This is a genomic window from Methylomonas paludis (genome assembly GCF_018734325.1).
GTDB lineage: Bacteria > Pseudomonadota > Gammaproteobacteria > Methylococcales > Methylomonadaceae > Methylomonas > Methylomonas paludis.
Genome location: NZ_CP073754.1, coordinates 2,726,818 through 2,751,814 on the forward strand (window position 1 = coordinate 2,726,818; position 24,997 = coordinate 2,751,814).

General features: G+C 48.4%; 27 protein-coding genes. 12 read left to right on the plus strand and 15 right to left on the minus strand.

Features of this window, described 5'->3' with window-relative positions:
* Positions 1-348: 348 nt before the first annotated feature.
* The 3 genes from KEF85_RS12190 to KEF85_RS12200 are packed head-to-tail and all read left to right on the plus strand — an operon-like array spanning position 349 to position 1,422.
* Positions 349-627: a type II toxin-antitoxin system RelE/ParE family toxin gene (locus tag KEF85_RS12190; RefSeq protein WP_215580947.1), complete on the plus strand. Its 279-nt coding sequence runs from the start codon at positions 349-351 to the stop codon at positions 625-627.
* Positions 627-920 (plus strand): HigA family addiction module antitoxin, encoded by a 294-nt coding sequence (locus KEF85_RS12195; protein ID WP_215580949.1) that lies wholly within the window; start codon positions 627-629, stop codon positions 918-920. The genes KEF85_RS12190 and KEF85_RS12195 overlap by 1 nt, the downstream gene beginning before the upstream one ends.
* 43 nt (positions 921-963) lie before the next feature.
* Positions 964-1,422, plus strand: coding sequence for an EVE domain-containing protein (locus KEF85_RS12200; protein WP_215580951.1), 459 nt, complete (start codon positions 964-966; stop codon positions 1,420-1,422).
* Positions 1,423-1,543: 121 nt separating this feature from the next.
* Here KEF85_RS12200 and KEF85_RS12205 read toward each other — a convergent pair whose 3' ends face one another.
* The gene (locus tag KEF85_RS12205; RefSeq protein ID WP_246534922.1) at positions 1,544-4,861 is read right to left on the minus strand and encodes a mechanosensitive ion channel domain-containing protein; all 3,318 of its coding nucleotides are present in this window, start codon (positions 4,859-4,861) and stop codon (positions 1,544-1,546) included.
* A 137-nt stretch (positions 4,862-4,998) separates the two neighbouring features.
* Between KEF85_RS12205 and KEF85_RS12210 the strand changes: the two genes are divergently transcribed.
* Together KEF85_RS12210 and grxC are read left to right on the plus strand one after the other, a co-directional pair.
* Entirely contained in the window at positions 4,999-5,640 is a 642-nt protein-coding gene (locus tag KEF85_RS12210) for a class II aldolase/adducin family protein (protein ID WP_246534923.1), read from the plus strand.
* Positions 5,641-5,711: 71 nt separating this feature from the next.
* Positions 5,712-5,993 carry a glutaredoxin 3 gene (gene grxC, locus KEF85_RS12215; protein ID WP_215580955.1) on the plus strand — a complete coding sequence of 94 codons (282 nt, stop codon included), beginning with the start codon at positions 5,712-5,714 and terminating at the stop codon, positions 5,991-5,993.
* An 81-nt stretch (positions 5,994-6,074) separates the two neighbouring features.
* Here the strand turns inward: grxC and KEF85_RS12220 are convergent, their stop codons facing one another.
* From KEF85_RS12220 to smpB, 13 genes are all read right to left on the minus strand, one after another.
* Positions 6,075-7,268 carry an O-succinylhomoserine sulfhydrylase gene (locus KEF85_RS12220; RefSeq protein ID WP_215580957.1) on the minus strand — a complete coding sequence of 398 codons (1,194 nt, stop codon included), beginning with the start codon at positions 7,266-7,268 and terminating at the stop codon, positions 6,075-6,077.
* A gap of 14 nt (positions 7,269-7,282) precedes the next feature.
* Positions 7,283-8,794 carry an amidophosphoribosyltransferase gene (purF, locus tag KEF85_RS12225; protein ID WP_215580959.1) on the minus strand — a complete coding sequence of 504 codons (1,512 nt, stop codon included), beginning with the start codon at positions 8,792-8,794 and terminating at the stop codon, positions 7,283-7,285.
* A 14-nt stretch (positions 8,795-8,808) separates the two neighbouring features.
* The gene (locus tag KEF85_RS12230; protein WP_215580961.1) at positions 8,809-9,339 is read right to left on the minus strand and encodes a CvpA family protein; all 531 of its coding nucleotides are present in this window, start codon (positions 9,337-9,339) and stop codon (positions 8,809-8,811) included.
* 43 nt (positions 9,340-9,382) lie between these two features.
* Positions 9,383-10,204 carry an SPOR domain-containing protein gene (locus tag KEF85_RS12235; RefSeq protein WP_215580963.1) on the minus strand — a complete coding sequence of 274 codons (822 nt, stop codon included), beginning with the start codon at positions 10,202-10,204 and terminating at the stop codon, positions 9,383-9,385.
* A gap of 11 nt (positions 10,205-10,215) precedes the next feature.
* Positions 10,216-11,481: a bifunctional tetrahydrofolate synthase/dihydrofolate synthase gene (folC, locus tag KEF85_RS12240; RefSeq protein WP_215580965.1), complete on the minus strand. Its 1,266-nt coding sequence runs from the start codon at positions 11,479-11,481 to the stop codon at positions 10,216-10,218.
* Between the two features lie 6 nt (positions 11,482-11,487).
* Positions 11,488-12,429, minus strand: coding sequence for an acetyl-CoA carboxylase, carboxyltransferase subunit beta (gene accD, locus KEF85_RS12245; protein ID WP_215580967.1), 942 nt, complete (start codon positions 12,427-12,429; stop codon positions 11,488-11,490).
* Positions 12,430-12,450: 21 nt separating this feature from the next.
* Positions 12,451-13,254 (minus strand): tryptophan synthase subunit alpha, encoded by an 804-nt coding sequence (gene trpA, locus KEF85_RS12250; protein WP_215580969.1) that lies wholly within the window; start codon positions 13,252-13,254, stop codon positions 12,451-12,453.
* Positions 13,251-14,453: a tryptophan synthase subunit beta gene (gene trpB, locus KEF85_RS12255; protein ID WP_215580971.1), complete on the minus strand. Its 1,203-nt coding sequence runs from the start codon at positions 14,451-14,453 to the stop codon at positions 13,251-13,253. The genes trpA and trpB overlap by 4 nt, the downstream gene beginning before the upstream one ends.
* Positions 14,454-14,459: 6 nt before the next feature.
* Positions 14,460-15,077, minus strand: a complete 618-nt coding sequence (locus tag KEF85_RS12260; protein WP_215580973.1) for a phosphoribosylanthranilate isomerase — start codon at positions 15,075-15,077, stop codon at positions 14,460-14,462.
* A 123-nt stretch (positions 15,078-15,200) separates the two neighbouring features.
* Positions 15,201-15,833 carry a DUF2231 domain-containing protein gene (locus KEF85_RS12265; RefSeq protein WP_215580975.1) on the minus strand — a complete coding sequence of 211 codons (633 nt, stop codon included), beginning with the start codon at positions 15,831-15,833 and terminating at the stop codon, positions 15,201-15,203.
* Between the two features lie 40 nt (positions 15,834-15,873).
* Positions 15,874-16,893: an FAD:protein FMN transferase gene (locus tag KEF85_RS12270; RefSeq protein WP_246534924.1), complete on the minus strand. Its 1,020-nt coding sequence runs from the start codon at positions 16,891-16,893 to the stop codon at positions 15,874-15,876.
* A 24-nt stretch (positions 16,894-16,917) separates the two neighbouring features.
* A complete protein-coding gene (locus KEF85_RS12275) occupies positions 16,918-17,496 on the minus strand; it encodes an isochorismatase family protein (RefSeq protein WP_246534925.1) in 579 nt (192 codons plus the stop codon).
* Entirely contained in the window at positions 17,489-17,974 is a 486-nt protein-coding gene (gene smpB, locus KEF85_RS12280; protein ID WP_215580979.1) for an SsrA-binding protein SmpB, read from the minus strand. Before smpB ends, KEF85_RS12275 begins: the two co-directional genes overlap by 8 nt.
* A gap of 246 nt (positions 17,975-18,220) precedes the next feature.
* On the opposite strand from smpB, the gene KEF85_RS12285 reads away from it, so the two are divergent.
* From KEF85_RS12285 to KEF85_RS12310, 6 genes are all read left to right on the plus strand, one after another.
* Positions 18,221-19,582, plus strand: coding sequence for a sodium-dependent transporter (locus KEF85_RS12285; protein WP_215580981.1), 1,362 nt, complete (start codon positions 18,221-18,223; stop codon positions 19,580-19,582).
* Complete coding sequence (locus KEF85_RS12290) at positions 19,582-20,013, plus strand: type II toxin-antitoxin system RatA family toxin (RefSeq protein ID WP_215585159.1); 432 nt, start codon at positions 19,582-19,584, stop codon at positions 20,011-20,013. Before KEF85_RS12285 ends, KEF85_RS12290 begins: the two co-directional genes overlap by 1 nt.
* Complete coding sequence (locus KEF85_RS12295; RefSeq protein ID WP_215580983.1) at positions 20,006-20,284, plus strand: RnfH family protein; 279 nt, start codon at positions 20,006-20,008, stop codon at positions 20,282-20,284. The genes KEF85_RS12290 and KEF85_RS12295 overlap by 8 nt, the downstream gene beginning before the upstream one ends.
* A 129-nt stretch (positions 20,285-20,413) precedes the next feature.
* A complete protein-coding gene (locus KEF85_RS12300) occupies positions 20,414-21,016 on the plus strand; it encodes a GNAT family N-acetyltransferase (RefSeq protein ID WP_215585160.1) in 603 nt (200 codons plus the stop codon).
* A complete protein-coding gene (locus KEF85_RS12305) occupies positions 21,009-21,869 on the plus strand; it encodes a carbon-nitrogen hydrolase family protein (protein ID WP_215580985.1) in 861 nt (286 codons plus the stop codon). Before KEF85_RS12300 ends, KEF85_RS12305 begins: the two co-directional genes overlap by 8 nt.
* Before the next feature lie 473 nt (positions 21,870-22,342).
* The gene (locus KEF85_RS12310) at positions 22,343-23,776 is read left to right on the plus strand and encodes a carbohydrate-binding protein (RefSeq protein ID WP_215580987.1); all 1,434 of its coding nucleotides are present in this window, start codon (positions 22,343-22,345) and stop codon (positions 23,774-23,776) included.
* A 102-nt stretch (positions 23,777-23,878) separates the two neighbouring features.
* Here KEF85_RS12310 and KEF85_RS12315 read toward each other — a convergent pair whose 3' ends face one another.
* On the minus strand, positions 23,879-24,598 hold the full coding sequence (locus tag KEF85_RS12315; RefSeq protein WP_215580989.1) for an energy transducer TonB: 720 nt from the start codon (positions 24,596-24,598) through the stop codon (positions 23,879-23,881).
* A gap of 178 nt (positions 24,599-24,776) precedes the next feature.
* On the opposite strand from KEF85_RS12315, the gene KEF85_RS12320 reads away from it, so the two are divergent.
* Complete coding sequence (locus KEF85_RS12320; protein ID WP_215580991.1) at positions 24,777-24,950, plus strand: rubredoxin; 174 nt, start codon at positions 24,777-24,779, stop codon at positions 24,948-24,950.
* Positions 24,951-24,997: the final 47 nt, after the last annotated feature.

The window sequence follows — 24,997 nt, forward strand, 5'->3', positions numbered from 1 at the left end:
TTAGACCTTAGGTCTGGTGTTTCTGAATAATCCAGCCTTTACCAACCATAATAATCAACCCAGAAACAGGCCGGAGCATATATGCATTACTAGCTAATGAAAACATCAGTCAAGCCATAAAGTGACATAATTTACTGATTTTAATATATTATATAAATTACAAAGCAGATAAAAATTTAGACAAATCACTTTTGGGTGGTATTTTATATGGGAAACCACGTTATCCTGCCTCAACAAGCAACAGCCCCTGCACTCCAATTACAGGTTTGACAATATCAACCGCCATACCCGGCAACAATTCACATCACGCTTATTGTTGCGCATTGCGCAACATGCTAGAATCTAGCCATGATTAAATCGTTTCGCCATAAAGGCCTTAAAAAGTTTTATGACTCCGGTTCTGTTACCGGGATTCAGCAGCAACACGCCAAACGATTAAGGACACAACTTGCAGCCCTGGATACCGCTTCCGACATTGACGATATGGACATCCCCGGTTTTAAACTGCATCCTTTAAAAGGTGCTGACATTGACCGTTGGTCTGTCTGGGTAAATGGCAACTGGCGTGTCACTTTTGACTTCCATAACGGCCATACTTATATAATTGATTACGAGGATTACCACTAATGACTATGCACAACCCACCGCATCCGGGCGAATTTATCCGGGAAGTCTATCTGGAGCCGTTTGCCTTGACCGGCAGGCAGCTTGCAGCAAAACTGGACGTATCACCTTCCACCCTTAACCGTATCCTGAACGGCAATAGCAATATCAGTTCGGAAATGGCTTTGCGCTTATCCAAAGCTTTGGGGCGTTCGGCAGAAAGCTGGTTGGCAATGCAGGATAATTACAACCTCTGGCAGGCCAGACAAACCGTTAATCTGGATGGCGTGGAAAAAATTGAATTTAAAGCTGCATAAATACAGGGAATTGAAGACAACTTAGGTACTGAGTGGAGTATATATGCGTTACTGGCTAATGAAATCCGAACCTGAAGCGTTCAGTATTGATGATCTGCATGACCGCCCAGGACAGACTGAACATTGGGACGGGGTGCGGAATTATCAGGCGCGGAATATGATGCGCGATGAGATGAAAATCGGCGATCAGATGTTTTTTTATCATTCCAATTGTGATGAACCGGGCATAGTGGGGATTGCCGAGGTGGCGCGGGAATCTTATCCAGATTTTACGGCGTTTGATCCGGATGACAAGCATTTTGACCCGAAGAGCAATTCCGACAAACCCACCTGGTTTATGGTGGATGTGCGCTTTGTGCGTAAGCTGAGCCGTACTATCAGTTTGCGGGAGTTAAGGCTGAAGGTGGAGCTGGCGGAACTGGCTTTGTTGCGGCGGGGTAATCGTCTGTCGATTATGCCGGTTTCTGAGCAACAATGGCAGTTTATCCTGAACCTGGAATAGCTCGTTCAATAAGGCCATGTTTTCTTAAGACTTTGATTTATATAAATTAGTATCGGCCTTCTTCAAATCCTCCCTACCCCATTGTTCAAATGGGGAACTGGGTAGTTGGCTTATCTCCGTTTTATCCGCCGGCAGTTGCCTGGACACTGGGTGGTGTTTCTGGGGCGACCGGGGTTACACCTGGCGGATAGCTGCGTATATGGATATCTCTTTGCGGGAACGGAATTTCGATGTGATTGGCCAGCAGAGCTTCGTAGATGTTTTTACGTAGTACATGGCCTACTTCCAGCCTGTCCGACAGTTCATGGACGAAAACGTGGATATCAAATTGCAGTGCACTGTCGCCAAAACCAATGAACACTACATTGGCGTGAGGTTCGGCTAATACCAGTGGTGTGGCGGTGATGGCATCTCTGAGTATGTGCTCGACTTTGCCTATGTCTTCCCCATAAGCAATGCCAATGGAAACCACGATGCGAGTCACGGTGTCGGATAAGGTCCAGTTGATGAGCTGATCGGTAATAAACAGTTTGTTGGGTACGACCAGTTCTTTTCTGTCCCAGTCGACAATATGGGTAGCACGCATCTGGATGCGGCTAACCCGACCGGTGACGCTGCCGATGGTGACGGTGTCGCCAACCCGAATGGGCCGTTCAAACAGCAGGATAATGCCGGACACCATATTGGCAAAGATTTCCTGTAAACCAAAACCCAAGCCAACGCTGAGTGCCGCCACCAGCCATTGTACCTGCGACCAGCTGCCGCCCAGTTCATTGGCAATGGCTAGAAAGGCAATACTGAGCATGAGATAGCGCATCAGATGGATCAGGGCATAACGGCTACCGGGCGCCATGACAAATTTGCCTACCGAAAGCAGATCAACCAGGGCTGGAAAATTACTGACCAGGATAAAGCTGATACCGGTATAGACCAGGGATATCAGTAAATTGGTGAGGGTTACCCGTTCCAGGGTTTCCTTGCCATCCAGGATGACGCTATGTTGCCAAAGTTCGATACGGTCCAGGATGGAAAAAGCCGGCAGGATACCGTTCCATATCATCCAGAAACCCAGCAGCAGAATGGCGATGATAATGGTGCTAAGGAGTTTGTGGCTTTGCTGATTAATTTTGGATAAATCCAGCAAGGGTTCTGCAATCATAAAACCACTTTCCAGCGGGGTAACGGCGGCCTGTTCGGTTTGTCTACGTTTTTGTCTGGCATTACGCAGGGCCAATTGGCGTTTGGTCACAGCCAACCAGTGCTGTGCCACTTCGTGCAGTAAGGCGGTAAAAAAGATCAAGCGCAAACTGATGATGAGTTTTTGCTGAATTTCCAAGGCGCTTTGATAATAGCCTTCTACAGCAAAGCCAATAATGGCTAGTGGAATGCCCACGGCTATGATGTAGCAAATGTAGGGCAGGGCTTTGTTCCAGCCCTGGGCATTTTTTTGAAAACTATTAGACAAGCCGTAGCGCGGATGGGCGAGGCGATGAAAGGTATAAGTCATCACCAGCATCGATATGATCATGGCGGCTCTACCCAGGGCGTAGCTGTGTTCTGAAAAAACATCGCTGCCGGTCATGGCTATAATGAATATACTGGGTACTAAGACAAAACGCGTCCATTTGAATTGCTTATAGAGTAGGCTGATGTTACGGCTCTGCCATTCAAACAGGGCCTCGGCTACCCCTTCCGGCTTAAATAGCAGATAAAAAAACTGGACGATGCTGAGTGACAGCGCTGCGGCTAATAGGCCGCGACTAAAATCATGGGTATATGCATCGCCGCTGCCACTCAAGGCCAGTACTACGGCTAGCCACGCCAATATTAACGGCAAGGCGATAGCCAATATCAGGATATGGGCCAGCCCGAGCAAGGTTTGATTAAAATTATAATGGTAATGATATTGGCTGCCGCCTATACGGCGCGGACGCAGATTTTTTATGCGGGCTTTGGCGATGGATTTTAATTGCCAGTAAGCAAACACCAAGCCGAAGCCAACTGCAACCAGCCAGATATGGGTAGCTAAACCCATACCAAAATTGCTGAATAGTTGTTCCCAGTTTTCCACCTGCAGGAACCAAAGCAAGGATGTGAGGACATCCTTGAAAAAATATTTATCAATTACCGGTGCACTAGGCACCCAGAGCAGACGCTCATCCAGATAGGCTCTGTATTTATCGGCAACACTCAACATTTGCTGCAGGCTGAAATCCACATCACCCAATGCCTGGGAATATTCGCTGTAAACACTGGCCAAGCGTCCAACCAGCTCTTTTTGATCGTTGAGCAACATGCGTAATTCGGTGCGAATGCGCAGCTTTTCAATATCGCTGATATCAGCCGGGAGTTGTTGCGCCAAACGCTTGGTTAACACTGTACCGATATCGGCCAGATTTTTACGGACTTCTTCGAGTTTAAATCCTTCCAGACTGGCTTTGGCAATCTGGCTTTGGATGCTGTCGTCAAGTTTGCTGTATTGTTTGGCTTGCGGCAGGTTACGGCGTTGTTCGCGCAGTAAATTGCCCAGTGCCGGGCTTAAGCCAGCCAGGTTAATTTTTTGCTCTGCGCTTTGGAAATCTTTTTCCAGTTGTTTATAGCGTTGTTCCAGTTCATTTTTCTGCGCCTGAAACTGTTCCATGCTTTTGGTAATGTCTTGCAGGCTACGGCTGTAAGCCATATTTTCGCGGGTCGCTTCCTGTATCAGCGGATGTTTACCGGCAGCGGCTTTTTCGGCTTGAAGTAATTCGGCCTGCTCTTTCCCAATTTCCTGCTGGCGCCTATCCAACAGAAAGTTATCCAAATCGGAAATCAGCAAACTGAGTTGTTCACGCTGCAAATTCAGCAGATGAATCCGATTTTTTTCCACTTCAAGACGAATTGGATCGCTGATATTTTCCAGTTCCAGGGCTTTAAGGCTGCTGATAAACAGCCGGCCCCGGCTATCCAGCCAGATCTGGCGGGACTCTTTTTCGGCAATATTGTCAATACTATGGACAACTAAAGTTTGTTGTTCGTGTTGACTCTGGGCCTGCTTGGTTTTGATTTCGGAAATTTTGGCCCGGATTAGTTGTGGTCGATTGAGTAAATCGCCGATCAGGGTTTCGATGCGATTAATTTCGCTATCCAGGTCGCTAAGACTGGTTTTTTCGATAATCAACCGCTGTTCCAACTCATCAGTGGGAAAAATGTTGAGTTTTTCCGGCTTATGATTTTTTAGATTGTTTTCGGCATCGGTGATCTGTTTAGCCAAGTGTGTGGCTTCGATGGGCAGGTTTAGCAGCGATTGTTTATAGGCTTCGGCCTGAGCTTCCTGGGCCTGGGCTTCGCTGAGATAATCCTGGCTTTCGGCATAGCTGCTGAGAATCCTTTTTTTAAGTTCATCGGACAGATTTTGCCGGTCTTTGATGGTCTGGATTTTTTGGTCAATTTCAGCCAAGGTTAGAGTCTTACTGGCCGGATTTTGAGTGAGGATTGCGCTTGCTGGTAAACTGCCACCTATATAGATAATAAAGATCAGGCAAAGCGTTTTAAGATAATTAGATATCATGCACTAAGTTGACTAGACGGGTAAGAATGAAAAACACTATAGGGGATGCGGAAGGCGTTATCAAATATCAACTTGAACATCGCTATCTCTCGCTGCCAATTCAGATGAATATTGCTGAATTAAATGCCTGGCGCCATATTTTGTACCGGCTGGAGTTGGTGGGCCAGCAGCCGAATAAATATGACGGTTTGCGGTTTGGCAATATCAGCCGGCGGCTAGTTCCCGGTTCTGGACAATTTTTAATTTCCGGCACACAGACCGGACACTTGCCTGAGCTGACACGGGCCAATTATGCGCTGGTTGAAATAGCCAGTCCTGAGCATAATAGCATTGAATCTACTGGGCTGAGTGCGCCCTCTTCCGAGGCATTAACTCACGCACTGATCTACCAGCAACGCCCTGCGGTCCAGGCGGTGATTCATGTGCACAGCCCGGTGCTATGGCGGCACTGCCAGGAACTGGGCTTGGCGCAAACTCCGGCCCATATCGCTTACGGCACGGTGGCGATGACCGAAGCGGTAAAAAGCCTGTTGAATACTGCAGTAAATCAGCCGCCGGTGTTTGCTATGCTGGGCCATGAGGATGGCATGGTGGCGTTTGGCACCACTCTGGCGGAAGCAGCCCTAGGCTTGCTGGCACAGCTGGCACGCGCTTTGGCAGTTGAGTAAATGTGGGTTTATCTTTAAAATAGGCCAAACTATTAGCATCTATTAATTTATCAGAAATTATTACTCAATCAATGCCGGAAATTATTATTTACACTGCAGGATTCTGCCCTTATTGCACCATGGCAAAACGTTTGCTGGACAAAAAAGGGGTGACTTATACTGAAATCAATGTCGATGCCGAACCTGGTTTACGGCAGGCCATGATGGAAAAAACCCAGCGCCGTACCGTACCGCAAATTTATATTGGCACTACGCATATAGGCGGCTTTGATGATTTATATGCGTTAGAGTTGCAAAAGCAGCTTGATCCTTTACTTGTTAAATCCATTTTGGCCGCCGAGCAGCCTAGTTAGACTATTTGTTGCCAGCTTCCAGATTGAAAACAAAGAAGCTGGGCTAATGCGATTTTAAGCTAAAAACCAGGGTCGGCCTCATTACGCAAGGCTTTCCAGACCCCGACGCAGGTCATTTTTAATGTCGGTCAGGTTTTCCAGACCTACCGAAATTCTGACCAGACTGTCTTGGATCCCGGCAGCGGCACGAGCCTCTGGCGACAGCCGACCATGAGTAGTGGTAGCCGGATGGGTGATGGTGGTTTTTACATCACCAAGATTGGCGGTGATAGACAATAGCTGAGTGCTGTCTATCAGTTGCCAGGCCTGATCCTTGCCGCCGTGCAATTCAAAACTGACCACAGCGCCAAAATGGCTTTGCTGACGTTTGGCCAGTTCGTGCTGGGCGTGGCTACTTAAACCAGGGTAATGCACTTTGGCCACAGCCGGTTGTTGTTCCAGCCAGAGTGCCAGGGCAAAAGCATTATCGCAATGAGCTTTCATGCGCAAGGCCAGCGTTTCCAGACCACCCAAAAATACCCAGGCATTGAATGGGCTCATGGTGGCGCCACCGGTACGCAGATAAGGATAAAGGCTATTTTCGATTAGTTCGGTGTTGCCAATCACTGCGCCGCCTACACAACGACCTTGGCCGTCTATGTATTTGGTAGCGGAATGTACCACCAGATCTGCACCCAGTGTCAATGGCTGTTGCAAAATAGGCGTACAAAACACATTATCTACCACCAGTAAACAACCACGGCTATGGGCCAGATCGGCCAGAGCCTGAATATCGGCGATTTCGATCAGCGGGTTGGAAGGTGTTTCCAAAAACAGGAAGCGGGTGTTGGGTTTTATGGCTGCTTCCCAGGCCGCCAAATCGGTAAGGCTGACGAAATCGGTTTCAACTCCGAATTTGCCGAAATAATTTTGAAACGCTAATACTGTGTTACCGAATACGCTACGCGAACACAGTACATGATCACCGGCTTTAAGTAAGGCCATACCCACTGCCATGATGGCGGCCATGCCTGAGGAAAAGGCCAGACAGCGCTCACCCTGTTCCAATAATGCCAAGCGTTCCTGAAACGCACTAACCGTGGGATTGGTGAAACGCGAATAGATGTTGCCGGGCTGTTTGCCGGTAAATCTTAAGGCAGCCTGTTCTGCACTATCAAATACATAACTTGAGGTGGTGAAAATCGGCAGGCTGTGTTCACCTTCGGGGCTGCGCCGGTGCCCGGCCCTGATGGCTTGAGTTTCTGCCGCATAGGTCTGCCAGTCTAAATCATTCATGGGTGTATCCGGGTTTATTGGGCGTTTTGCAGTTCTAAGAGTATGTTTTCCGAATTTCGTTCCGCTTGAGCCGTATCATTGCGTAAAGCTTCAATCCGGGCCAGATAGGCGTCGTCGATATCCGCGGTAATATATTCATGGGTAAAGCAGGAAGTATCAAAATGTTTAATATTTTGATTACCCCGGCCCACTGCATCAATCAAATCGTCGATATCCTGATAGATTAGCCGATCAGCACGTATTGCTTCACAAACTTCCTGCTCGGTGCGGCCATGGGCAATCAGCTCATGGGCAGCCGGCATGTCGATGCCATAAACATTGGGATAACGTACCGGCGGCGCAGCTGAGGCAAAATAAACTTTTTTGGCACCGGCATCCCTGGCCATTTGAATAATTTGTTCGGAGGTGGTGCCGCGCACCACTGAGTCGTCAACCAGTAACACATTTTTGCCGCTAAATTCCAGCGCAATGGCATTGAGCTTCTGCTTGACAGATTTTTGGCGCATTTTCTGGCCGGGCATGATGAAAGTGCGGCCAATATAGCGGTTTTTCATAAAGCCTTCGCGGAACTTGACCCCCAAATCATGAGCCATCTGTAAAGCGGCCGTGCGACTGGTGTCGGGAATAGGTATCACCACATCGATATCATGGTTCGGCCATTCCTTGAGGATTTTTTTGGCCAGTTTTTTACCCATCCGCATTCTGGCTTTGTAGACCGAAATATCATCTATGATTGAATCGGGTCTGGCGAAATAGACATACTCGAAAATGCACGGGCAATGGTCGATTTGTTCAGCACACTGCTGGATGTGCAGTTTACCGTTGGCTTCTATGAACACGGCTTCGCCGGGAGCGATATCACGAATCAAATGAAAATCCAGTACGTCAAGCGCGACACTTTCCGAAGCAATCATGTAATCGGTGCTGCCTTCTTCAGTTTTACGCTCACCGAAGACTATGGGCCGAATACCATGCGGATCGCGAAATCCCAATACCCCAAAACCGGCGATCATCACTACCACGGCATAAGCGCCACGGCAGCGTTTGTGTACGGCGCTAACGGCGGTGAACACATCGTTGACGCTGAGCGTCAGTTTGCCGGATTGCTGAAGTTCGTGAGCAAATACATTCAACAATACTTCCGAATCCGAATCGGTGTTGATATGACGCTGATCATCCATGAACACCTGGATTTTCAGTTCTTCGGTATTGGTTAGATTGCCGTTATGAGCCAGCGTCAAACCAAACGGAGAGTTGACATAAAACGGCTGGGCTTCGGCAGAGCTGGTGCATCCGGCAGTTGGATAGCGAACATGGGCGATACCCATATTGCCTTTTAATTTCAACATTTGACTAGGCGAGAATACATCGCGGGCCAGACCGTTATCTTTGCGCAAATGCAGCCGCGAACCCTCGCAGGTGGCTATGCCGGCAGCATCCTGCCCCCGGTGCTGCAATACCGTTAAGGCATCGTATAAATCTTGATTAACATTTTGATTGGAAACAATCGCGGCAATACCACACATATTTAACTCAGTTATTAACGATATTTAATGTAGTCCGCCATATTCGACGGAATGCGATCTTTCAGCCACAAGGCTAAATTCTTAAAGGGTGGAATCAATTGAGATTGTTTCCACCAGGGGTCTTCCGGTAAGGGGGTAAACCCGGCCAGCATAATCAATAAGGATACCAGGAATGCGCCGCGAAACAGCCCAAATCCCATACCCAGTAATCTGTCACTACCGGTTAAGCCGGTTTTTTGCACTAACTGAGTGAGCAGATAGCTGAGCATCCCACCCAGTATTAGGCTGGTAAAAAACAGCACGGCAAAAGCCAAAGCCAACCGTGCTGATGGGAGTGCGACACTTTGTTGCAAATATATCGATACATCATGACTATAATTAACACCTATCCAAAACGCCACCGCCCAGGTGATCAGAGCAAAGGCTTCTTTGATAAAGCCGCGCAGCAAACCGGTCAATGCTGAAATGAAGATGATACCGGCGATGGTATAGTCTACCCATACCCATTTGCTGTTTGCTAACAGCTCGTTGATAGAGTCCGGCATGGTTGAAGGCTATTGTCCATCGCTTGGGGAATGGCAGGGCCGTTTATTCATCGGGCGATACAAAGGTATTGACATTAATTTGGGTCAGTTTATTTTTGACCTGCTGAACCTGGGCTTTATCCAGCATAGGCCCGACTCTGACTTTGTATACTGTGCCTTTTTCATTGCTTACTTCTTTTAAGGTGGCGGCAAAGCCTTGCTGTTTCAAGCTTTCCAGTAAATTAACCGCATTATTTTTTTGCTGAAACGAACCGGCGTTTAAATACCAGCGATTACCAGCAGGATTGGTGGCCGCCGATTTAGTAACAGCAGGCGTTTCAACAGAGGCTAGCTCAGTCGGTTTGGTGGGTGCTTTTTGGGATTTGGCCACAGGGGCGGCTGGAGCCGTTGGTGTTACTGTTTGCACAACTGACTGTGCGGGCAATTTGGTGCTGGGCAGAGTTTGAGGTTTCACCACTTTAGGCGGCGCAAAATCTTCGGCTGCCGCATCATTCAGATCAGCTTCTACCGGATGAGCCGATTTAGTTTCGGCAAAATTGGTTTTATCGCGACTGGAAAGATGCAATTTGGGTTTACGGGCTTCGACATCCAGCTCTTGCACCGGCGCGTCCCTCTGTGTTTCCAAGGGTTTCAGCGATTTTTCAGTGGGTGGACTGAGCTCACTGGGAACCACATCTGTGGTTTTTTCCGGTAAGGGCACAATTTCCACATCCTGAACTTTGGCGGGAATTTCCGGGAGTTTCAGGGCATTGATGTTTTTGCCGGTATCCTGAACGGGATCGTCAAAAAGCATGGGCACAAAGATAGCCGCCAATGCGGTTATGACTACTGCACCAATCAATCGTTGCTTTAACTCTTGATCCATCGTTATCACCTCTAGGGAAATTTGGCTAAATATTCTGACACTAGAAAAAAAGATCCAAAAATCAGTATCAATTCATCTGGCTGAGCCTGTTTCCGCGCGGCTAAGAAGGCTGCGGAAAAGTCGCTAAAGCCAGTGTGTACACAGTTTATAGCTTGTTGATGAAAATGATTTAACATTACTTGTTCACTGGCGACCCGCGGATTTTGCAGCGGTGCCAGATACCATTCCTGCACGTATGGATGCATGATGGAAACAACGCTGGCTATATCCTTGTCTTTCATCATGGCGAATACGGCATGAATTTTCACAGCAGGAAAAGCAGTCTGTAAATATTCAATCAAGGTTTGTACTGCCTGCGGATTATGACCAACATCCAGCAATACCGGTATTTTACCGGGTATTAGCTGAAAACGGCCTTTTAAATAGGCATTTTGCAGTCCACTATGCAGGGCCGCTTCGCTGACTGGCAAGCGTTCCTGTAATTCCTGTATGGCCATCAGCACTGCCGAGGCGTTCCGGTATTGATGTTCACCTTTAAAAGCAGGGGTCGGCAAGTTTAGCCAGCACTGACCAGCACTTTGCCAATCCCAATTATCGTGGCGTTTGACATAATTAAAATCCCGCCCAATCAGCCTGGACAGCGCCTGTTTTTCCTGCGCAGTCTCCAATACTGAGATGGGAATTTGGCCCTCCCCTATTACGGCGGGGACACCACGTCGAAATATGCCGGCTTTTTCCCGGCCAATAGCAGCCAAAGTGTTGCCTAACCAATCAACGTGATCAATAGCAATTGTGGTGACCAGTGCCACGTCGGGATCAACAATATTGACGGCATCAAGTCTGCCACCCAAGCCGACTTCTAGTAACCGGACATCTACTTTGGCGGCGGCAAATATCTGCAAGGCTGCCAAGGTGCCAAATTCAAAATAACTGAGACTAGTTTGATCGCGCTCGACATCAATACATTCAAAAGCCTGACAAATCGCTTCATCACTAACCGACTCACCATCAACGCGGATCCGTTCGTTATACTTGAGGATATGCGGGGAGGTATAAGCCCCCACTTTATACCCCTGCGCCCGGTAAATGGCTTCCAAAAAAGCGATGCAAGAACCTTTGCCATTGGTACCGGCCACAGTCACAGTCAGGGGATGCTGCTGATGCAAACCCAGTTTCCGGTAGACTTGAGTGACTCGATCCAGACCTAAATCTATAGGCCTGGGATGCAGTTGTTCCTGCCAGTTCAGCCAAGTCGCCAGCGATGCAAAACGCGTCATTGCCGGCTAATTGAAGCTATTAATGACCGGATCGATTGGGATTGGGGCTAGCTCACCGCTATCTTCTTGAACCGATATCGGCTGTAATCGACCAGCTTCAGGAAACAGAATGGCTAAAATTTCGGCTATTTTATCGCGCATATCACGACGTTCAATGATCATGTCGATTGCGCCATGTTCCTGCAAAAATTCGCTACGCTGAAAACCTTCGGGCAGTTTTTCGCGAACAGTCTGCTCAATAACACGGGGTCCGGCAAAACCGATCAGAGCATCTGGTTCCGCAACATTAAGGTCACCAAGCATAGCCAAACTGGCAGACACCCCGCCCATGGTCGGGTCGGTCATATAGGAAATATAGGGGATACCGGCATCGGCCAGGCGCGTTAAAGCCGCACTGGTTTTGCTCATCTGGAACAGGGAAAACAGGGACTCCTGCATGCGCGCACCACCGCTGGCGGTGAATACCACGAACGGAACCCGAGCTTTCAGACTTTCATTAACGCCACGAACAAAGCGCTCACCCACGACTGAGCCCATGGAGCCACCCATAAAGCCAAAATCAAACGCAGCGGCCACGATACCCCGACCTTTCAATTTGCCTTTCATGACCACCAGGGCTTCAGATTCATTGCTTTGCTTCTGGGCAGCAGCCAGTCGATCTTTATAACGCTTGCTATCCTTGAATTTTAAAGGATCGCTGGATTTCAGACCGGCTCCAATTTCTACGCGATCGGCGGTATCCAGAAACATATCGAGCCGCGCTCTGGCCGGCAAACGCAAATGATGCTCACATTTGGGGCAGACATGGAAATTTTTGACCAGCTCGGCGTTATATAAAATGGCATCGCAACGTGGGCATTTGCTCCACAGGCCTTCTGGTACACTCGTCCGTTTTTGTGATACTTCGGTTCTAATGATGGACGGCACTAATTTTTCAAACCAACTCATATGCTCTAACTCTCAGTATGCTCAACTATCCATTGCCTGACGCAGGGATTGTAATAAGGCGACTATCTCCTTCTTAGCCTGTTCGGGGTCGTGAAGATTTTCTTCAATTTTATTGATCAAGGCACTACCGATCACCACACCATCAGCAACACCGGCAATTGCTTTAGCACTAGCGGCGTCCTTAACACCAAAGCCGACACCAATAGGTAAATTGGTGTTGGCACGAATCAAATTCAATTTTTGGGCAACATCTTCGATATTCAGGTGACCGGCACCGGTAACACCTTTGAGTGACACATAATAAAGATAACCGCTGCCGACAGCATCCATTTTACGAATGCGTTCAGCGTCACTATTAGGGGCCAGCAGAAAAATCTGGTCTATACCGCGTTCACGCAGCAATTCTACACAGTTTTTAGCTTCTTCCGGCGGTAAATCCACAGTCAACACACCATCAACATCGGCACGCTGCGCGGCGTTGGCAAAAGCTTCATAGCCCAACATTTCGATAGGGTTGAGATAGCCCATCAAAACGATAGGAGTATCCTGATCGGTTTTACGGAATTCTGCCGCCATACTCAGTACTTTACGCAAACCGGTATGTTGCGCCAAGGCACGCTCACTGGCACGCTGTATCACCGGACCATCGGCCATAGGATCGGAAAACGGCACACCCAGCTCAATGATGTCAGCCCCTGCCGCCACCAAATCGTGCATCAGTGGCACGGTAAACGCGGGATAAGGGTCACCGGCAGTAATAAACGGGATCAGGGCTTTACGGCCTTCGATTTTTAACTGAGCGAATTTATTGGCTAAGCGACTCATGGCATCATTCCTTCGCGTTGCATGATGGTGTGCATATCTTTATCACCACGTCCGGACAAATTCACGATAATGTGCTGATCCGGACGCATGGTGGGGGCCAGTTTGCTGGCATAAGCCAAAGCATGACTGGATTCCAACGCCGGGATGATGCCTTCCAGCTTGGTCAGGGTGTGAAAACCGGCCAGTGCTTCATCATCGGTAATGTTCACATATTGGGCGCGGCCAGTGTCTTTTAACCAAGCATGTTCCGGGCCGACACCAGGATAGTCAAGTCCGGCGGAAATGGAATGGGTTTCAATAATTTCACCATCATCATCGGCCATCAAATAGGTGCGATTTCCATGCAGTACACCTGGCCGACCGGCACATAGGGGAGCAGAATGGCGGCCGGTAGCAATACCGTCACCGGCTGCCTCAACTCCATACATTTTGACATCGGCATCGTCAATAAAAGGATAAAACAAGCCGATGGCATTGGAACCGCCACCAACGCAGGCCACCAAAGCATCCGGCAGTCTGCCGATCTGCTCCAGACTCTGCTGTTTGGCTTCGCGGCCAATTACGGCTTGAAAGTCGCGAACCATGGCCGGATATGGATGCGGCCCGGCCACTGTACCGATAATATAAAAAGTGTTGTCGATATTGGTCACCCAATCCCGTAGCGCCTCATTTAAGGCATCTTTCAAGGTTTTCGAACCGGATTCGACCGGTACTACCCTCGCACCCAACAATTTCATGCGGTAGACATTTTGGGCCTGGCGAGCTACGTCAACTGCACCCATATAGACTACGCATTCCAGACCCAGTCTGGCAGCAACCGTAGCGGTAGCCACACCATGCTGACCGGCACCAGTCTCGGCAATAATCCGGGTTTTACCCATGCGCTTGGCCAGCAAAGCCTGACCCACGGTATTATTGACCTTATGGGCACCGGTATGATTGAGGTCTTCGCGCTTCAAATGGATTTGCGCACCGCCGAGCACCCGGCTCCAGCGTTGGGCATGATATAACGGTGATGGCCTACCCACATAGTGCTTGAGATCAGCGTCCAGTTCGGCAATGAATTCGGGATCGCGTAAATAATGCTGATAGGCCTCATTCAGTTCGGTAATGGCCGGCATCAGCGTTTCCGCTACAAAGATACCGCCATAAGGGCCGAAATGACCTAATGCATCGGGCATATCGTATTTGTATGTCATATGTTTCTATCGTTGATTTGTTATTCTAATAAATGCAGCCATTTTTTCCGCATCTTTAATGCCTTTGGCTGCCTCAACACCACTACTGACATCCAGTGCATAGGGGTTTACGACTTGTATGGCCTGAGCCGCATTATCCGGACTCAAGCCGCCCGCCAGGATCAGCGGCAAACGCCGCCGTTCTGGAATCAAATCCCAATCAAAACTACTGCCGGTACCGCCTTGGACACCAGGATGATAAGCATCCAGCAGCATACCGCAAGCATCAGGATATTGCTCTTCAATTTCAGACAGATTAATACCTGTCTGCATCCGGATAGCTTTAATATACGGTTTGTCGTAAGCTCGACAAGCCGGTGCCGACTCATCGCCATGAAATTGCAGGCAATCGACATTGACCTGTTCCAGCACGGCACGAATATAAACCGGCTCGGCGTCAACAAACAAGGCAACCACACTGACAAAAGCGGGCAAAGCTCTGGCAATGCCCACCGCCTGGGTAATTTCCACATGGCGCGGACTAGGTGGATAAAACACTAATCCAATGGCATCAACACCCAGTAGCGCCGCAGACACGGCATCGTCAACCCTGGTAAAACCGCACATTTTAACGCGGGTTCGCATAATTTGCCTCATAAAAATTGGCCGGGTAGGATAACACAGCCATTACCTGAATCATCAGCACCAATAAAAAAGGCTGAAGTAACTTCAGCCTTGGCTCGAATTAACTTAGCAACACCACGGACATCAATGGGTGTGATGATGCTCGTCGCCGATTTCATTTGGAGGGGATTCGGCGGCAGCACCCACAGAAACGCCATAATGGTAAACCATCAATCCACCTAAATCGGCAGTAAAGATTAATAGCAGACTTAACAGACCGGCCACCAATACATGGAAATAATTGGCCACCCCATTGCTACCGACTCCAAAAATCAGCCGCCAGGCCGATAACAGACCAGCCAATATCAGTACACTGACACCGAGATGCTCATGATTTTCCATGATTTCATGCACGGCCTCATTGTGTACAACCGTTTCTGCCGCCTGAAATCCAGCCGCCACGGTCATACCGGCTAATAGCGTGCCCAGATATAACAAGCCACTGGCCACGACCCGCCAACTACTTAATCCTGCCAATAATCCAATTAAATCGATAACAAAAAAGCTGCTTAGCAGCGCAATGGGGAAATGCACAAATAGCGGATGAATGTTTTGCAGCGTAAAAACACCCGGCAAGAGAAAGCGCACCCATTCCACAGGGCTTAATCCAGCCAGAGTTTCGAGACTGGAAAGAAAACCTTCCAGCAAATTCAATATGCTGCCAAGCTCACTGCCACTATGCTCGGCAATCTGCAAGCCGCTATTTAACTCGAACATAATCTCCCTCCGCGGACTTTTGCGCCGATACTATCACAAATCACTGTACCTCCAGATTATTTGCCACTCTGAGCGCATCGCTTTGGGTCTCCAATAATTCACTATCCTGTTGGCGAATAAAAATCGCATTGATTTTCTCAGCATTGGCCAACATCAGGCCATCAGTCTGGCCTAAACACAGCAACGTGGTTGACCAAGCATCGGCTACCGCCGGATTTTCATGAAATACGGTAACAGCCACCAAGTTATGACTGACCGGGCGACCGGTGCGGGCATCAAGAATATGACTATAACGCTGACCGTTAGAATCGAAATAATGCCGATACGTACCGGAAGTCATAACTGACATCGGCGCGTCTTTAGGCATAGAAACAATTTTATGGATGCTACGTTCGCCGGCCAAAGGTTTCTCTACAGCAATACGCCAGCCTTGTCCATCCGGTCTATGACCATTGGTTTTGAGTTCGCCGCCGATCTCCACCATATAATTACCGACGCCGTGCTGCTCCATGATTTCACTGACTTTACCGACAGTATAGCCCTGAGCAATCGCCGAAACATCAACGCGAATATTAGGTTGGGTTTTCAACATATGAGTGTCGTCTATGACTTCCAATTTGTTCATACCGACTAGTTCTAAACCCTGCTTAATGGCATCTGCACTTGGTACGGTCAAGGTATCACCGAGAAAACCCCACATTTCAAACAGCGGTTTAATGGTTAAATCGAAACAGCCCTGACTAAGAATATAGACATTTTGGGCGATGCGCACCAGGGCAATAATATCGGAACCGACTTCCTGGCTGACAGTGGATGTACTGGCATTAAAGGTTTCGATCACCGAATCGGGCCGATAATTCGACAATGTTTTATCAATATTGTCCAAACTGGTTTTGATATCAGCTTCAAGTGCAACACCATCCACAGATGTTGGTGACCAGTAACTAATATGATAAGTCGTGCCTTGAGCAAAACCTTCAATTTTCTGCAACTGAGGTGCATCTGCAGTACAGGCTACCAATAGTAATACAGATAACAGTAAGACGGCTCTGCCCCACATGCTTTTCATCTCCCAAGACTGTGATTATTTACGTAATAAGGCTGAAATCGCCTTGAAATCGGCATGGCCGGCATCACCCAACCATTCAAACAGCACCGATTCATGATTAATAATAGTAGCACCATGTTGCTGAATTCGCTGTAACGCATTTGTTTTGTGCGCGAACTGGCGTGAACATACGGCATCCTCTACCACATACACCTGATATCCCCGCTGTAACAGAGCCAGAGCGGTTTGCAGCACACAGACATGCGCCTCCTGACCAATCAATAACACTTGACTACGCCGACTGCTTTCCAAAGTCTGATTAAATTCGTCAACGGCACAGCAGGAAAACCCGGTTTTGGCATACACCGGGCTGGCTGCCGGCAATTGTGCCAAAATTTCGGCACTGGTTGGCCCCAGGCCACGCGGATATTGTTCGGTTACCAAAACCGGAATGCCAAGCATACCAGCAGCGGTTAGCAGCCGGCAGCTATTGGCGCTGACCAATTGCGCCTCTTCTACAGGCATGGCCGCGCTGAGCCGGGCTTGCAGGTCAACGACAACCAACACACTGTTGGCCGGATTAAGTAAATTAGGGTGAATCATTGGATCAGCCATGTTTCATGATGCGGGCTTTATCGCGCTGCCAATCCTTCTCCTTGGCTGCAGCACGTTTGTCGTGGAGTTTTTTACCTTTGGCCAGGCCGATTTTTAACTTGGCACGGCCTTTGATCCAGTATAAGGATAAGGGAATCAGGGTATAGCCTTTGCGCTCGACTGAGCCTATCAGACGATTCAGCTCGCGGCGGTGCAGCAATAATTTTTTGCGGCGCACCGCTTCCGGATTGACATGCGTTGAGGCCGACAACAGCGCCGAGACATGGGCGCCGCACAACCAGGCTTCGCCGCGGCGAATTTCTACATAACTTTCCTTAAGCTGCACCCGGCCATCACGCATACTTTTCACTTCCCAACCTTCCAGTACTAAACCCGCCTCGAATTGTTCTTCGATATAATATTCGTGAGTGGCCTGCCGATTGACCGCGATAGTATTGTCGGTTTGCTTACCGTCCTTTTTGGATTTTTTAGCTGCCATAATATTAAAACATGTTGCCGATCAAATTATTCTGCCCTACTGTACCCAGGGGTGTTGCGCTGCCGCCAGCCTTGTCCAGCCTGAGCCGGTATGCCGCAAACATCAGTACCCCGCTGATTCATTTTGCCTGAATTTAGCTCTGCGTAAGCCTAGGTATGGATATTTTCACTGACTGGAAACTGTATTTTTGTTATTTTACCCAAATAACTGCCCAGACAACGATATAAAAACAACTTAGGCGAGCAAATGACAGACAAACCCCAATCACCTCACAGCGAATGGTCTTCGCGATTTGCCTTTATCCTGGCTGCCACCGGTTCAGCAGTGGGTTTGGGTAATATTTGGAAATTTCCTTACATTACCGGCCAAAACGGAGGCGGGGCATTTGTACTGATTTACTTGCTGTGCGTACTTGGTTTAGGCATCCCTATCATGATTGCCGAGATTATGATAGGGCGGCGCGGTAGACACAACCCCATTAACACACTGCAAGCCTTGAGCGCAGAAGCAGGCGCTGATCCACGCTGGGTGTATCTGGGCCGGATGGGCATTGCCGCCGGTTTTTTGATTCTGGCTTACTACAGTGTGATTGCCGGCTGGGCGCTTGATTATATCGTCAAGGCTTTTTTCGGCCAATTCTTCCATGCCGATGCCACTGAGATTAACCAGCAGTTTCAAGCCCTGATGAATAGCCCGTTTCAGCAAATTGTTTGGCACAGCCTGTTCATGGTCTTAACGATGGCAGTGGTGGTGCGCGGCGTAAAAGCCGGTCTGGAACAAGCCGTGCGCTTTCTGATGCCGGCACTGTTTTTTCTGCTGTTGATTTTAGTGGCTTATGCCATGGGTTCCGGCGCCTATCAACAAGGCATCCATTTCTTGTTCAGCCCGGATTTCAGCAAAATAAACGCTGACGCGGTATTAACCGCCATGGGCCATGCCTTTTTTACTCTAAGCCTGGGTATGGGTTCAATTATGGTTTACGGCTCGTATTTACCCGGCAAAGTTTCCATTGCCAAAACTACTTTATATATTGCCGGCGCCGATACCATCGTGGCCTTACTGGCCGGGATAGCCATTTTTCCGCTGGTGTTTGCCAATCATCTGGAAGCCGCCAGCGGCCCCGGCCTGATCTTTCAAACTTTGCCGCTGGCTTTCGGCAGCATGACCGGTGGCTGGCTGTTTGGCATTTTGTTTTTTGTGCTGCTGTTTTTTGCTGCGCTGACTTCTTCAATATCTCTGATCGAACCGGCGGTGGTGTGGCTGGTGGAAAACCGGGACATGGATCGCCAAAAAGCCTGTATCTGGTCCGGCGCGGCCTGCTGGCTACTGGGTGTGGCCGTGGTATTTTCATTTAACATCTGGTCGGAACACACCTTATTCGGCAAAAATCTATTCGAATTGCTGGATTATTTAACCGCCAACCTGATGCTGCCTTTGGGCGGACTGGGTATTGCAGTGTTTGCCGGCTGGGTAATGTCCAACGCCATTACCGCTCAGGAATTGGAGCTACCGCAACGTTTTTACCAAATCTGGCTGTTTTTTATCAAATATATAGCCCCCCCGGCGGTATTTTTTGTGTTTTTGCATGTACTGGGAGTATTGGGATGATGACACTGGTACAAAAAAGTGCCCTGGTCAAATACTCGGCCAAGCAGATGTTTGATCTGGTGGATGATATTGACTCCTATCCGCAGTTTCTGCCTTGGTGCAGCGGCAGCCGAGTGTTGCAACGTAGCGATGATATTGTCGACGGGGAAATCCAGATTGCCAAAGCCGGTTTTCACAAATCATTTGTTACCCGCAATCGTTTGGAGAAGTACAGCAAAATTCATTTAAGCCTGCTGGATGGGCCATTTTCTTCACTGGAAGGTGCCTGGAGTTTTTTGCCCTTGCGGGAAGATGCCAGTAAAATTTCTCTGGATCTGGAATTTGAAATTTCTGGCAAATTTGCCAATCTGGCATTTGGGCCGGTGTTTAATCAGATTTGTAATACCATGGTCAGCTCGTTTACTCAGCGTGCCAAAGTAATTTATGGTTGAGTTGATCAATATTGAAGTGGCCTATGCCGAACCAGAGCGTCAGGCGCTATTGGCTGTGCAAGTGCCGGTTCAATCCACACTGGCTCAGGGCATTGCCGCCTCCGGAATTTTGCAACTGTTTCCGCAGCTTGATCTAAATCAGCACAAAACCGGAATTTTCAGTCAGTTGTGCGGTCTGGATACCATAGTTAATGCCGGGGATCGGGTGGAAATTTACCGACCTTTGGCCCAAGATCCAATGGCAGCCAGACGCAGCCGATTACGAAAATAGACGGGCATTCTTTGCATAGATGGTTGCCGTTTTGGCAAAAAAGGCCTAGCGATGGCAAGCACTAAGCCCCACCCTTTTGCCGAAGCCGTTATTAATCAGTACAGCATTTTTATGAGTACCACACGAGACATGAGTAACAATATCAGCATCAAGCGCCTGAGCGGTGCAGCCCTTATCGATTACATACCGGAACTGGCGCGGTTGCGTATTTTGGTGTTCCGCGATTTTCCGTATCTGTACGATGGCGATATCGAATATGAAAAAAAATATCTGCAAACTTATATCAACTGCCCGGAGAGTGTGATTGTGCTGGCGTTTGACGGCGACAAAATCGTCGGTGCTTCCACAGCTATTCCATTGAAATATGAAACCGATGAAGTGAAGCAGCCTTTTGTCGAACACGGCTACGATCCCGAGCAGGTGTTTTATTGCGGGGAGTCGGTACTGGATAAAAATTATCGCGGCCTGGGCATAGGGGTAAAATTTTTTGAACAGCGTGAAGCTCATGCTGCCGATCTGGGCGGGTTCAAGCATATTACCTTTTGCTGTGTGGAACGCTCAGTGGATCATCCGCGCCGGCCAGCCGATTATGTACCTTTAGACACCTTCTGGAATAAACGCGGTTATGTCAAACATCCGGAACTGAAAACCACTTATACCTGGAAAGACCTGGATGACAGTATCGAAACACCAAAACCAATGACATTTTGGCTGAGGGAAGATCATGCCTAAAATAGCCAGCGCCCAATATGACATCAGTTTTCTGGAAACCTGGGGCAATTTTGAAGCCAAAGTTCGGCGTTGGGTAGACGAAGCCGTAACCAACCAGGCTGATATTCTGCTATTTCCGGAATATGCCTGCATGGAGCTGGCCTCATTGTTTGCCAAAGAAGTTTATTCATCACTGTCCGGGCAGTTGGACGCCTTGCAGACTTTGCTGCCGGATTATCTGGCGCTGTTTAAAAGCCTGGCAGTCAATCACGGTGTCTATATTCAGGCAGGCACGTTTCCAGTGAAACATTCCAACGGTGAGTTTCGTAATCACGCCTATTTTTTTACCCCGCAAGGTGAGGTGGATTTTCAGGAAAAACTGACTATGACCCGTTTTGAAAACGAGCAATGGCATATTTCCCGTGGCCTGGAAATCAAAACCTTTGATACCGTGTTTGGCAAAGTAGCGATTAACATCTGCTATGACAGCGAGTTTCCGCATTACGCCCGGCTACAGGTGGAACGCGGTGTGGCTTTAATTCTGGTGCCTAGTTGTACGGATACTCAGGCCGGTTATTACCGGGTGCGGATCGGCTGTCAGGCCCGTGCCCTGGAAAACCAGTGTTATGTGGTGCAGGCCTCGCTGGTCGGCAACGCCCCTTGGTCGGAAGCAGTGGATTTGAACTGCGGTGCAGCGGCTATTTATACACCGGTGGACAGAGGCTTTCCAGATAACGGTATCCTGGCCATCGGCAAGTATAACGTCCCGCAATGGGTGTATGCCGAGCTGGATTTAGCCGATGTTACCCGAGTACGACTGGCAGGACAAGTGTTTAATTATCAGGATTGGCCTAAGCAGTTTGATTGTGAGTAGATGCCAACCTCTTCACGAGAATACCGTTGGGCTGTACTGTTTGATCAAAATAATGACAGATTCTGCCGACTAACGAGCAGGCAGAATCTTGGCGTTTGGTCAAATATAATGCCGGACGGTTTTCGCAATCTGCTCAAGGTAGTATTTCCGATTGGCTGGGGAGTGGCTCTTCTAAATTAGCCATAGATCAGGCCATACGTAGGCTTGCTGACGACTCGATCGTTTAAACGGAAGCAGAGCTCAAGAAAAGTTGGTACAAAAACGTAGGGGTTCACATTATCATCAGCCTACGAAAGTTCTTAAACGAGATTCCTTATGCCTGAGTCTGGACTCTGGCCATACAGATTACCGAAACTAGGACAGACCATGTGTGGGATTCGGCAGTTTTCGGGCCTATGCCGGCAGTGCATATGGTTTAAAGGACATTGGCTATCATTTTGGTTTACACTATTCCCATATTTTTCGAATGGTAAATGCACAACAAAGAGTGCAGTGATCCGATAAAAGTCAAGCCCCACTGCTACGCTGCATTATTTTCAGCAAAATTACAATGGATTTTTATGTTTAAATTCACTTACAGAACGACGCATAATCACAGGCATTTTTCCTTCGTTACCAATTTTTTCACTCATTTTTTACCCCTCATTTCCCTTTGTGGATTTTGTTTTGTCTTTATCTTAAGCAGTTCAACTAACGCAAATGCAGCTCCCCCACAAATCGTGTTTAATGCATTGCTCATTATCAAAGTGAACACGGCGATTCCAAAGCAAGGCAGTTTTCCCGGGGCAAACGCAACTATGACTCAGAATCAAATTAATGGAATTACTCGCTCCTTCTCCATTGATTTTCCATACTGGATCCAGACTATTACTAACAATCGGGTCGCTATCGCACCCAAGGTTATTGTTTCTTCAACGCCTCTCAAAACTTTGGAATACCCCGACTGGGTCGGAATTGGCCCTAATGACGTACAAACTGAACTCAAGGCAAATCTGGGTACCAACGGTGGTGGGTGGGACGCTGTTTTTGTCTATACGAACATTGAAAATAAAGGCCAACTACTTAGCCATTATGGCGGCTTAACAGAAGGCGCCATTCCAGGTTTAAGCCGTTGGGTTGGATTTACATCATTGTACACAACCTATGCAGATAATTTTAATGTCAACGGATTATATGGGACTGAAGGATTTATCCACGAGTGGATGCATCAACTTGAGGCCTACTATGGTTCGACTCTAGGCGTTCCGATGCCTTATTGCCCGCCACCGGGATCAAGCGTTTCTGACTTTCCGGCACACTGTGGTGGAATCCTCCCTCAATACGGGAATGGGGTTGCCGATAAACTACTCGGCTGGAAGAAATACTATAAAGACTTCTTAAATGGCAAAGTCAAGGATGCAAACCAAAACATCCGAGGACTTGGTGAAACCGCCTGGGTGAAAGGAACACCGGCAGGGTCGTTCAACACATCCCCACCTAGAGCAATTCCAATAGTAACTGATGCCGTACCAGCTACATTTTGGCGGCAAACTATTGAGGCTGAAAGTACCAGTAACTCTATGTCCAGCGGGGCCATCGTGTATCCTTGTTCATTCTGCTCAAAGGGTGCAGCAGTAGAAATGCTGGGTAATAACCGGGGCGCGTTGAACGTAAACAACTTCAGCGCACATCATGGCGGAAATTATCAGCTCAACATCAGTTATATCAATGGCGATAGTACGCCTCGGAGTGGCTGGCTTTTTCTGGACGGTGTCTACCTTGAAACGGTTAATTATCCCTCCAGCAAAAACTGGTCAACGGTAGCCACCGTATCGGTTGATTTGCAAGTGACTATGGGCAGTCATTGGCTCCAGTTCTGGGGGCCGAAAATGCTGCCCAATATCGACAAAGTTGACTTTATTGAGTAATTAAAGTTTAAGCACTGATTGGCCGCACTTTTTAGCAGAAGAATAAAGCTACGGAGCAGGAAAAAGCTGAATGATTACACAATGCAATTTTTCAACTCAACTTTAACGGATAACGTAATTCACGACTATGATGACCGAATCAGGCTTATTGGTCGGGGTAAACCGCCATTGTCTGAGGGTTTTGCTGGCCGCTTCGTCAAGAATCTTGTGGCCACTGCTGCGTAACAGCTCGGTACCCGTGCTGGCACCTTTGGCGGAAATATTGATTCGGACGATAGCCGCGCCCTGATAGCCCAAAAAAATCGCCATATCTGGATATTCCGGACTGGGGTTGTGCTCATCGCTTTCCGGGAAGTTATCTATCGCATGTGAGTTTTTTGGGGGGCTGTGGATCATGGTAGACGACACGGTTTGCACAGAACGGGAACCCGGTTGGGTTTTAACTGCCATGGCTACTTGCTGGCGCGGCTGAGTTTTTATGACTTGTTCCAGCGCAGCAAAATCCTCTGACTTGTTTGGTTCGGGCGGTTTTTTTTCCGGGGCTTTTTTCGGTGCGGTCTTGGTTTGCGGAGCGGCCGACTGGGTAGCCGCTGGTGGACTGGGTGTGCTTGCCGGGCTGGAAATCATGCTGACTTCCAGTTTAAAGGGTTTGGCTGCAGAGGCCTGCGCCGGCTGCGGCTGCTCGGAGCGCTGATACAAGCGGTAAACTAACAAATGCAGGACCAGCACGATCAAAGCCAGAAAAAACAATACCCTGCCGGAAACTTCCGGCTCGTTTACAGGTAATGGCAAGCTGTTCGTCGTGGTATTTATAAGCTTCATAGACTGAAATCGGGATTTGATCCTGGATTATACAGACCCAGACTAGTCTTGGCTGCCAGCAACTTGAATTTTTCACTGGCTAACGCATACTACAAAATATTCATGGTTTTTTCGCTCTTCGCCTTAGGCTAGAATAACCAGCGTTTCATCAACCATGCGCCTAAACGAGGAGTTAACAATGGCAGAATATAGAAAATATAAATGCAAAACCTGTGGTCACATTTACGATGAAGAGAAAGGCGATCCTAGACAAGGCATTGCCCCTGGTACCCGCTGGGAAGATGTGCCGGATGACTGGGGCTGCCCAAAATGTGGCGCTCTGAAAGTAATGTTTACCTTAGTGCGTTCCTGAAGTTAAGTTAACAGGCTTTAAAAGGGCACTTTACGTGCCCTTTTTTG

Coding starts and splice junctions, on each gene's coding strand:
- KEF85_RS12190 (WP_215580947.1), top strand. CDS start 349: ATGATTAAATCGTTTCGCCATAAAGGCCTTAAAAAGTTTTATGACTCC.
- KEF85_RS12230 (WP_215580961.1), bottom strand. CDS start 9,339: ATGCCGGACTCTATCAACGAGCTGTTAGCAAACAGCAAATGGGTATGG.
- KEF85_RS12305 (WP_215580985.1), top strand. CDS start 21,009: ATGCCTAAAATAGCCAGCGCCCAATATGACATCAGTTTTCTGGAAACC.
- trpB (WP_215580971.1), bottom strand. CDS start 14,453: ATGACATACAAATACGATATGCCCGATGCATTAGGTCATTTCGGCCCT.
- KEF85_RS12265 (WP_215580975.1), bottom strand. CDS start 15,833: ATGTTCGAGTTAAATAGCGGCTTGCAGATTGCCGAGCATAGTGGCAGT.
- KEF85_RS12220 (WP_215580957.1), bottom strand. CDS start 7,268: ATGAATGATTTAGACTGGCAGACCTATGCGGCAGAAACTCAAGCCATC.
- accD (WP_215580967.1), bottom strand. CDS start 12,429: ATGAGTTGGTTTGAAAAATTAGTGCCGTCCATCATTAGAACCGAAGTA.
- KEF85_RS12300 (WP_215585160.1), top strand. CDS start 20,414: ATGAGTAACAATATCAGCATCAAGCGCCTGAGCGGTGCAGCCCTTATC.
- KEF85_RS12285 (WP_215580981.1), top strand. CDS start 18,221: ATGACAGACAAACCCCAATCACCTCACAGCGAATGGTCTTCGCGATTT.
- purF (WP_215580959.1), bottom strand. CDS start 8,794: ATGTGTGGTATTGCCGCGATTGTTTCCAATCAAAATGTTAATCAAGAT.
- KEF85_RS12320 (WP_215580991.1), top strand. CDS start 24,777: ATGGCAGAATATAGAAAATATAAATGCAAAACCTGTGGTCACATTTAC.
- KEF85_RS12235 (WP_215580963.1), bottom strand. CDS start 10,204: ATGGATCAAGAGTTAAAGCAACGATTGATTGGTGCAGTAGTCATAACC.
- folC (WP_215580965.1), bottom strand. CDS start 11,481: ATGACGCGTTTTGCATCGCTGGCGACTTGGCTGAACTGGCAGGAACAA.
- KEF85_RS12310 (WP_215580987.1), top strand. CDS start 22,343: ATGCACAACAAAGAGTGCAGTGATCCGATAAAAGTCAAGCCCCACTGC.
- KEF85_RS12260 (WP_215580973.1), bottom strand. CDS start 15,077: ATGCGAACCCGCGTTAAAATGTGCGGTTTTACCAGGGTTGACGATGCC.
- grxC (WP_215580955.1), top strand. CDS start 5,712: ATGCCGGAAATTATTATTTACACTGCAGGATTCTGCCCTTATTGCACC.
- KEF85_RS12295 (WP_215580983.1), top strand. CDS start 20,006: ATGGTTGAGTTGATCAATATTGAAGTGGCCTATGCCGAACCAGAGCGT.
- KEF85_RS12200 (WP_215580951.1), top strand. CDS start 964: ATGCGTTACTGGCTAATGAAATCCGAACCTGAAGCGTTCAGTATTGAT.
- KEF85_RS12270 (WP_246534924.1), bottom strand. CDS start 16,893: ATGTGGGGCAGAGCCGTCTTACTGTTATCTGTATTACTATTGGTAGCC.
- KEF85_RS12275 (WP_246534925.1), bottom strand. CDS start 17,496: ATGGCTGATCCAATGATTCACCCTAATTTACTTAATCCGGCCAACAGT.
- KEF85_RS12315 (WP_215580989.1), bottom strand. CDS start 24,598: ATGAAGCTTATAAATACCACGACGAACAGCTTGCCATTACCTGTAAAC.
- smpB (WP_215580979.1), bottom strand. CDS start 17,974: ATGGCAGCTAAAAAATCCAAAAAGGACGGTAAGCAAACCGACAATACT.
- KEF85_RS12210 (WP_246534923.1), top strand. CDS start 4,999: ATGAAAAACACTATAGGGGATGCGGAAGGCGTTATCAAATATCAACTT.
- KEF85_RS12290 (WP_215585159.1), top strand. CDS start 19,582: ATGACACTGGTACAAAAAAGTGCCCTGGTCAAATACTCGGCCAAGCAG.
- KEF85_RS12195 (WP_215580949.1), top strand. CDS start 627: ATGACTATGCACAACCCACCGCATCCGGGCGAATTTATCCGGGAAGTC.
- trpA (WP_215580969.1), bottom strand. CDS start 13,254: ATGAGTCGCTTAGCCAATAAATTCGCTCAGTTAAAAATCGAAGGCCGT.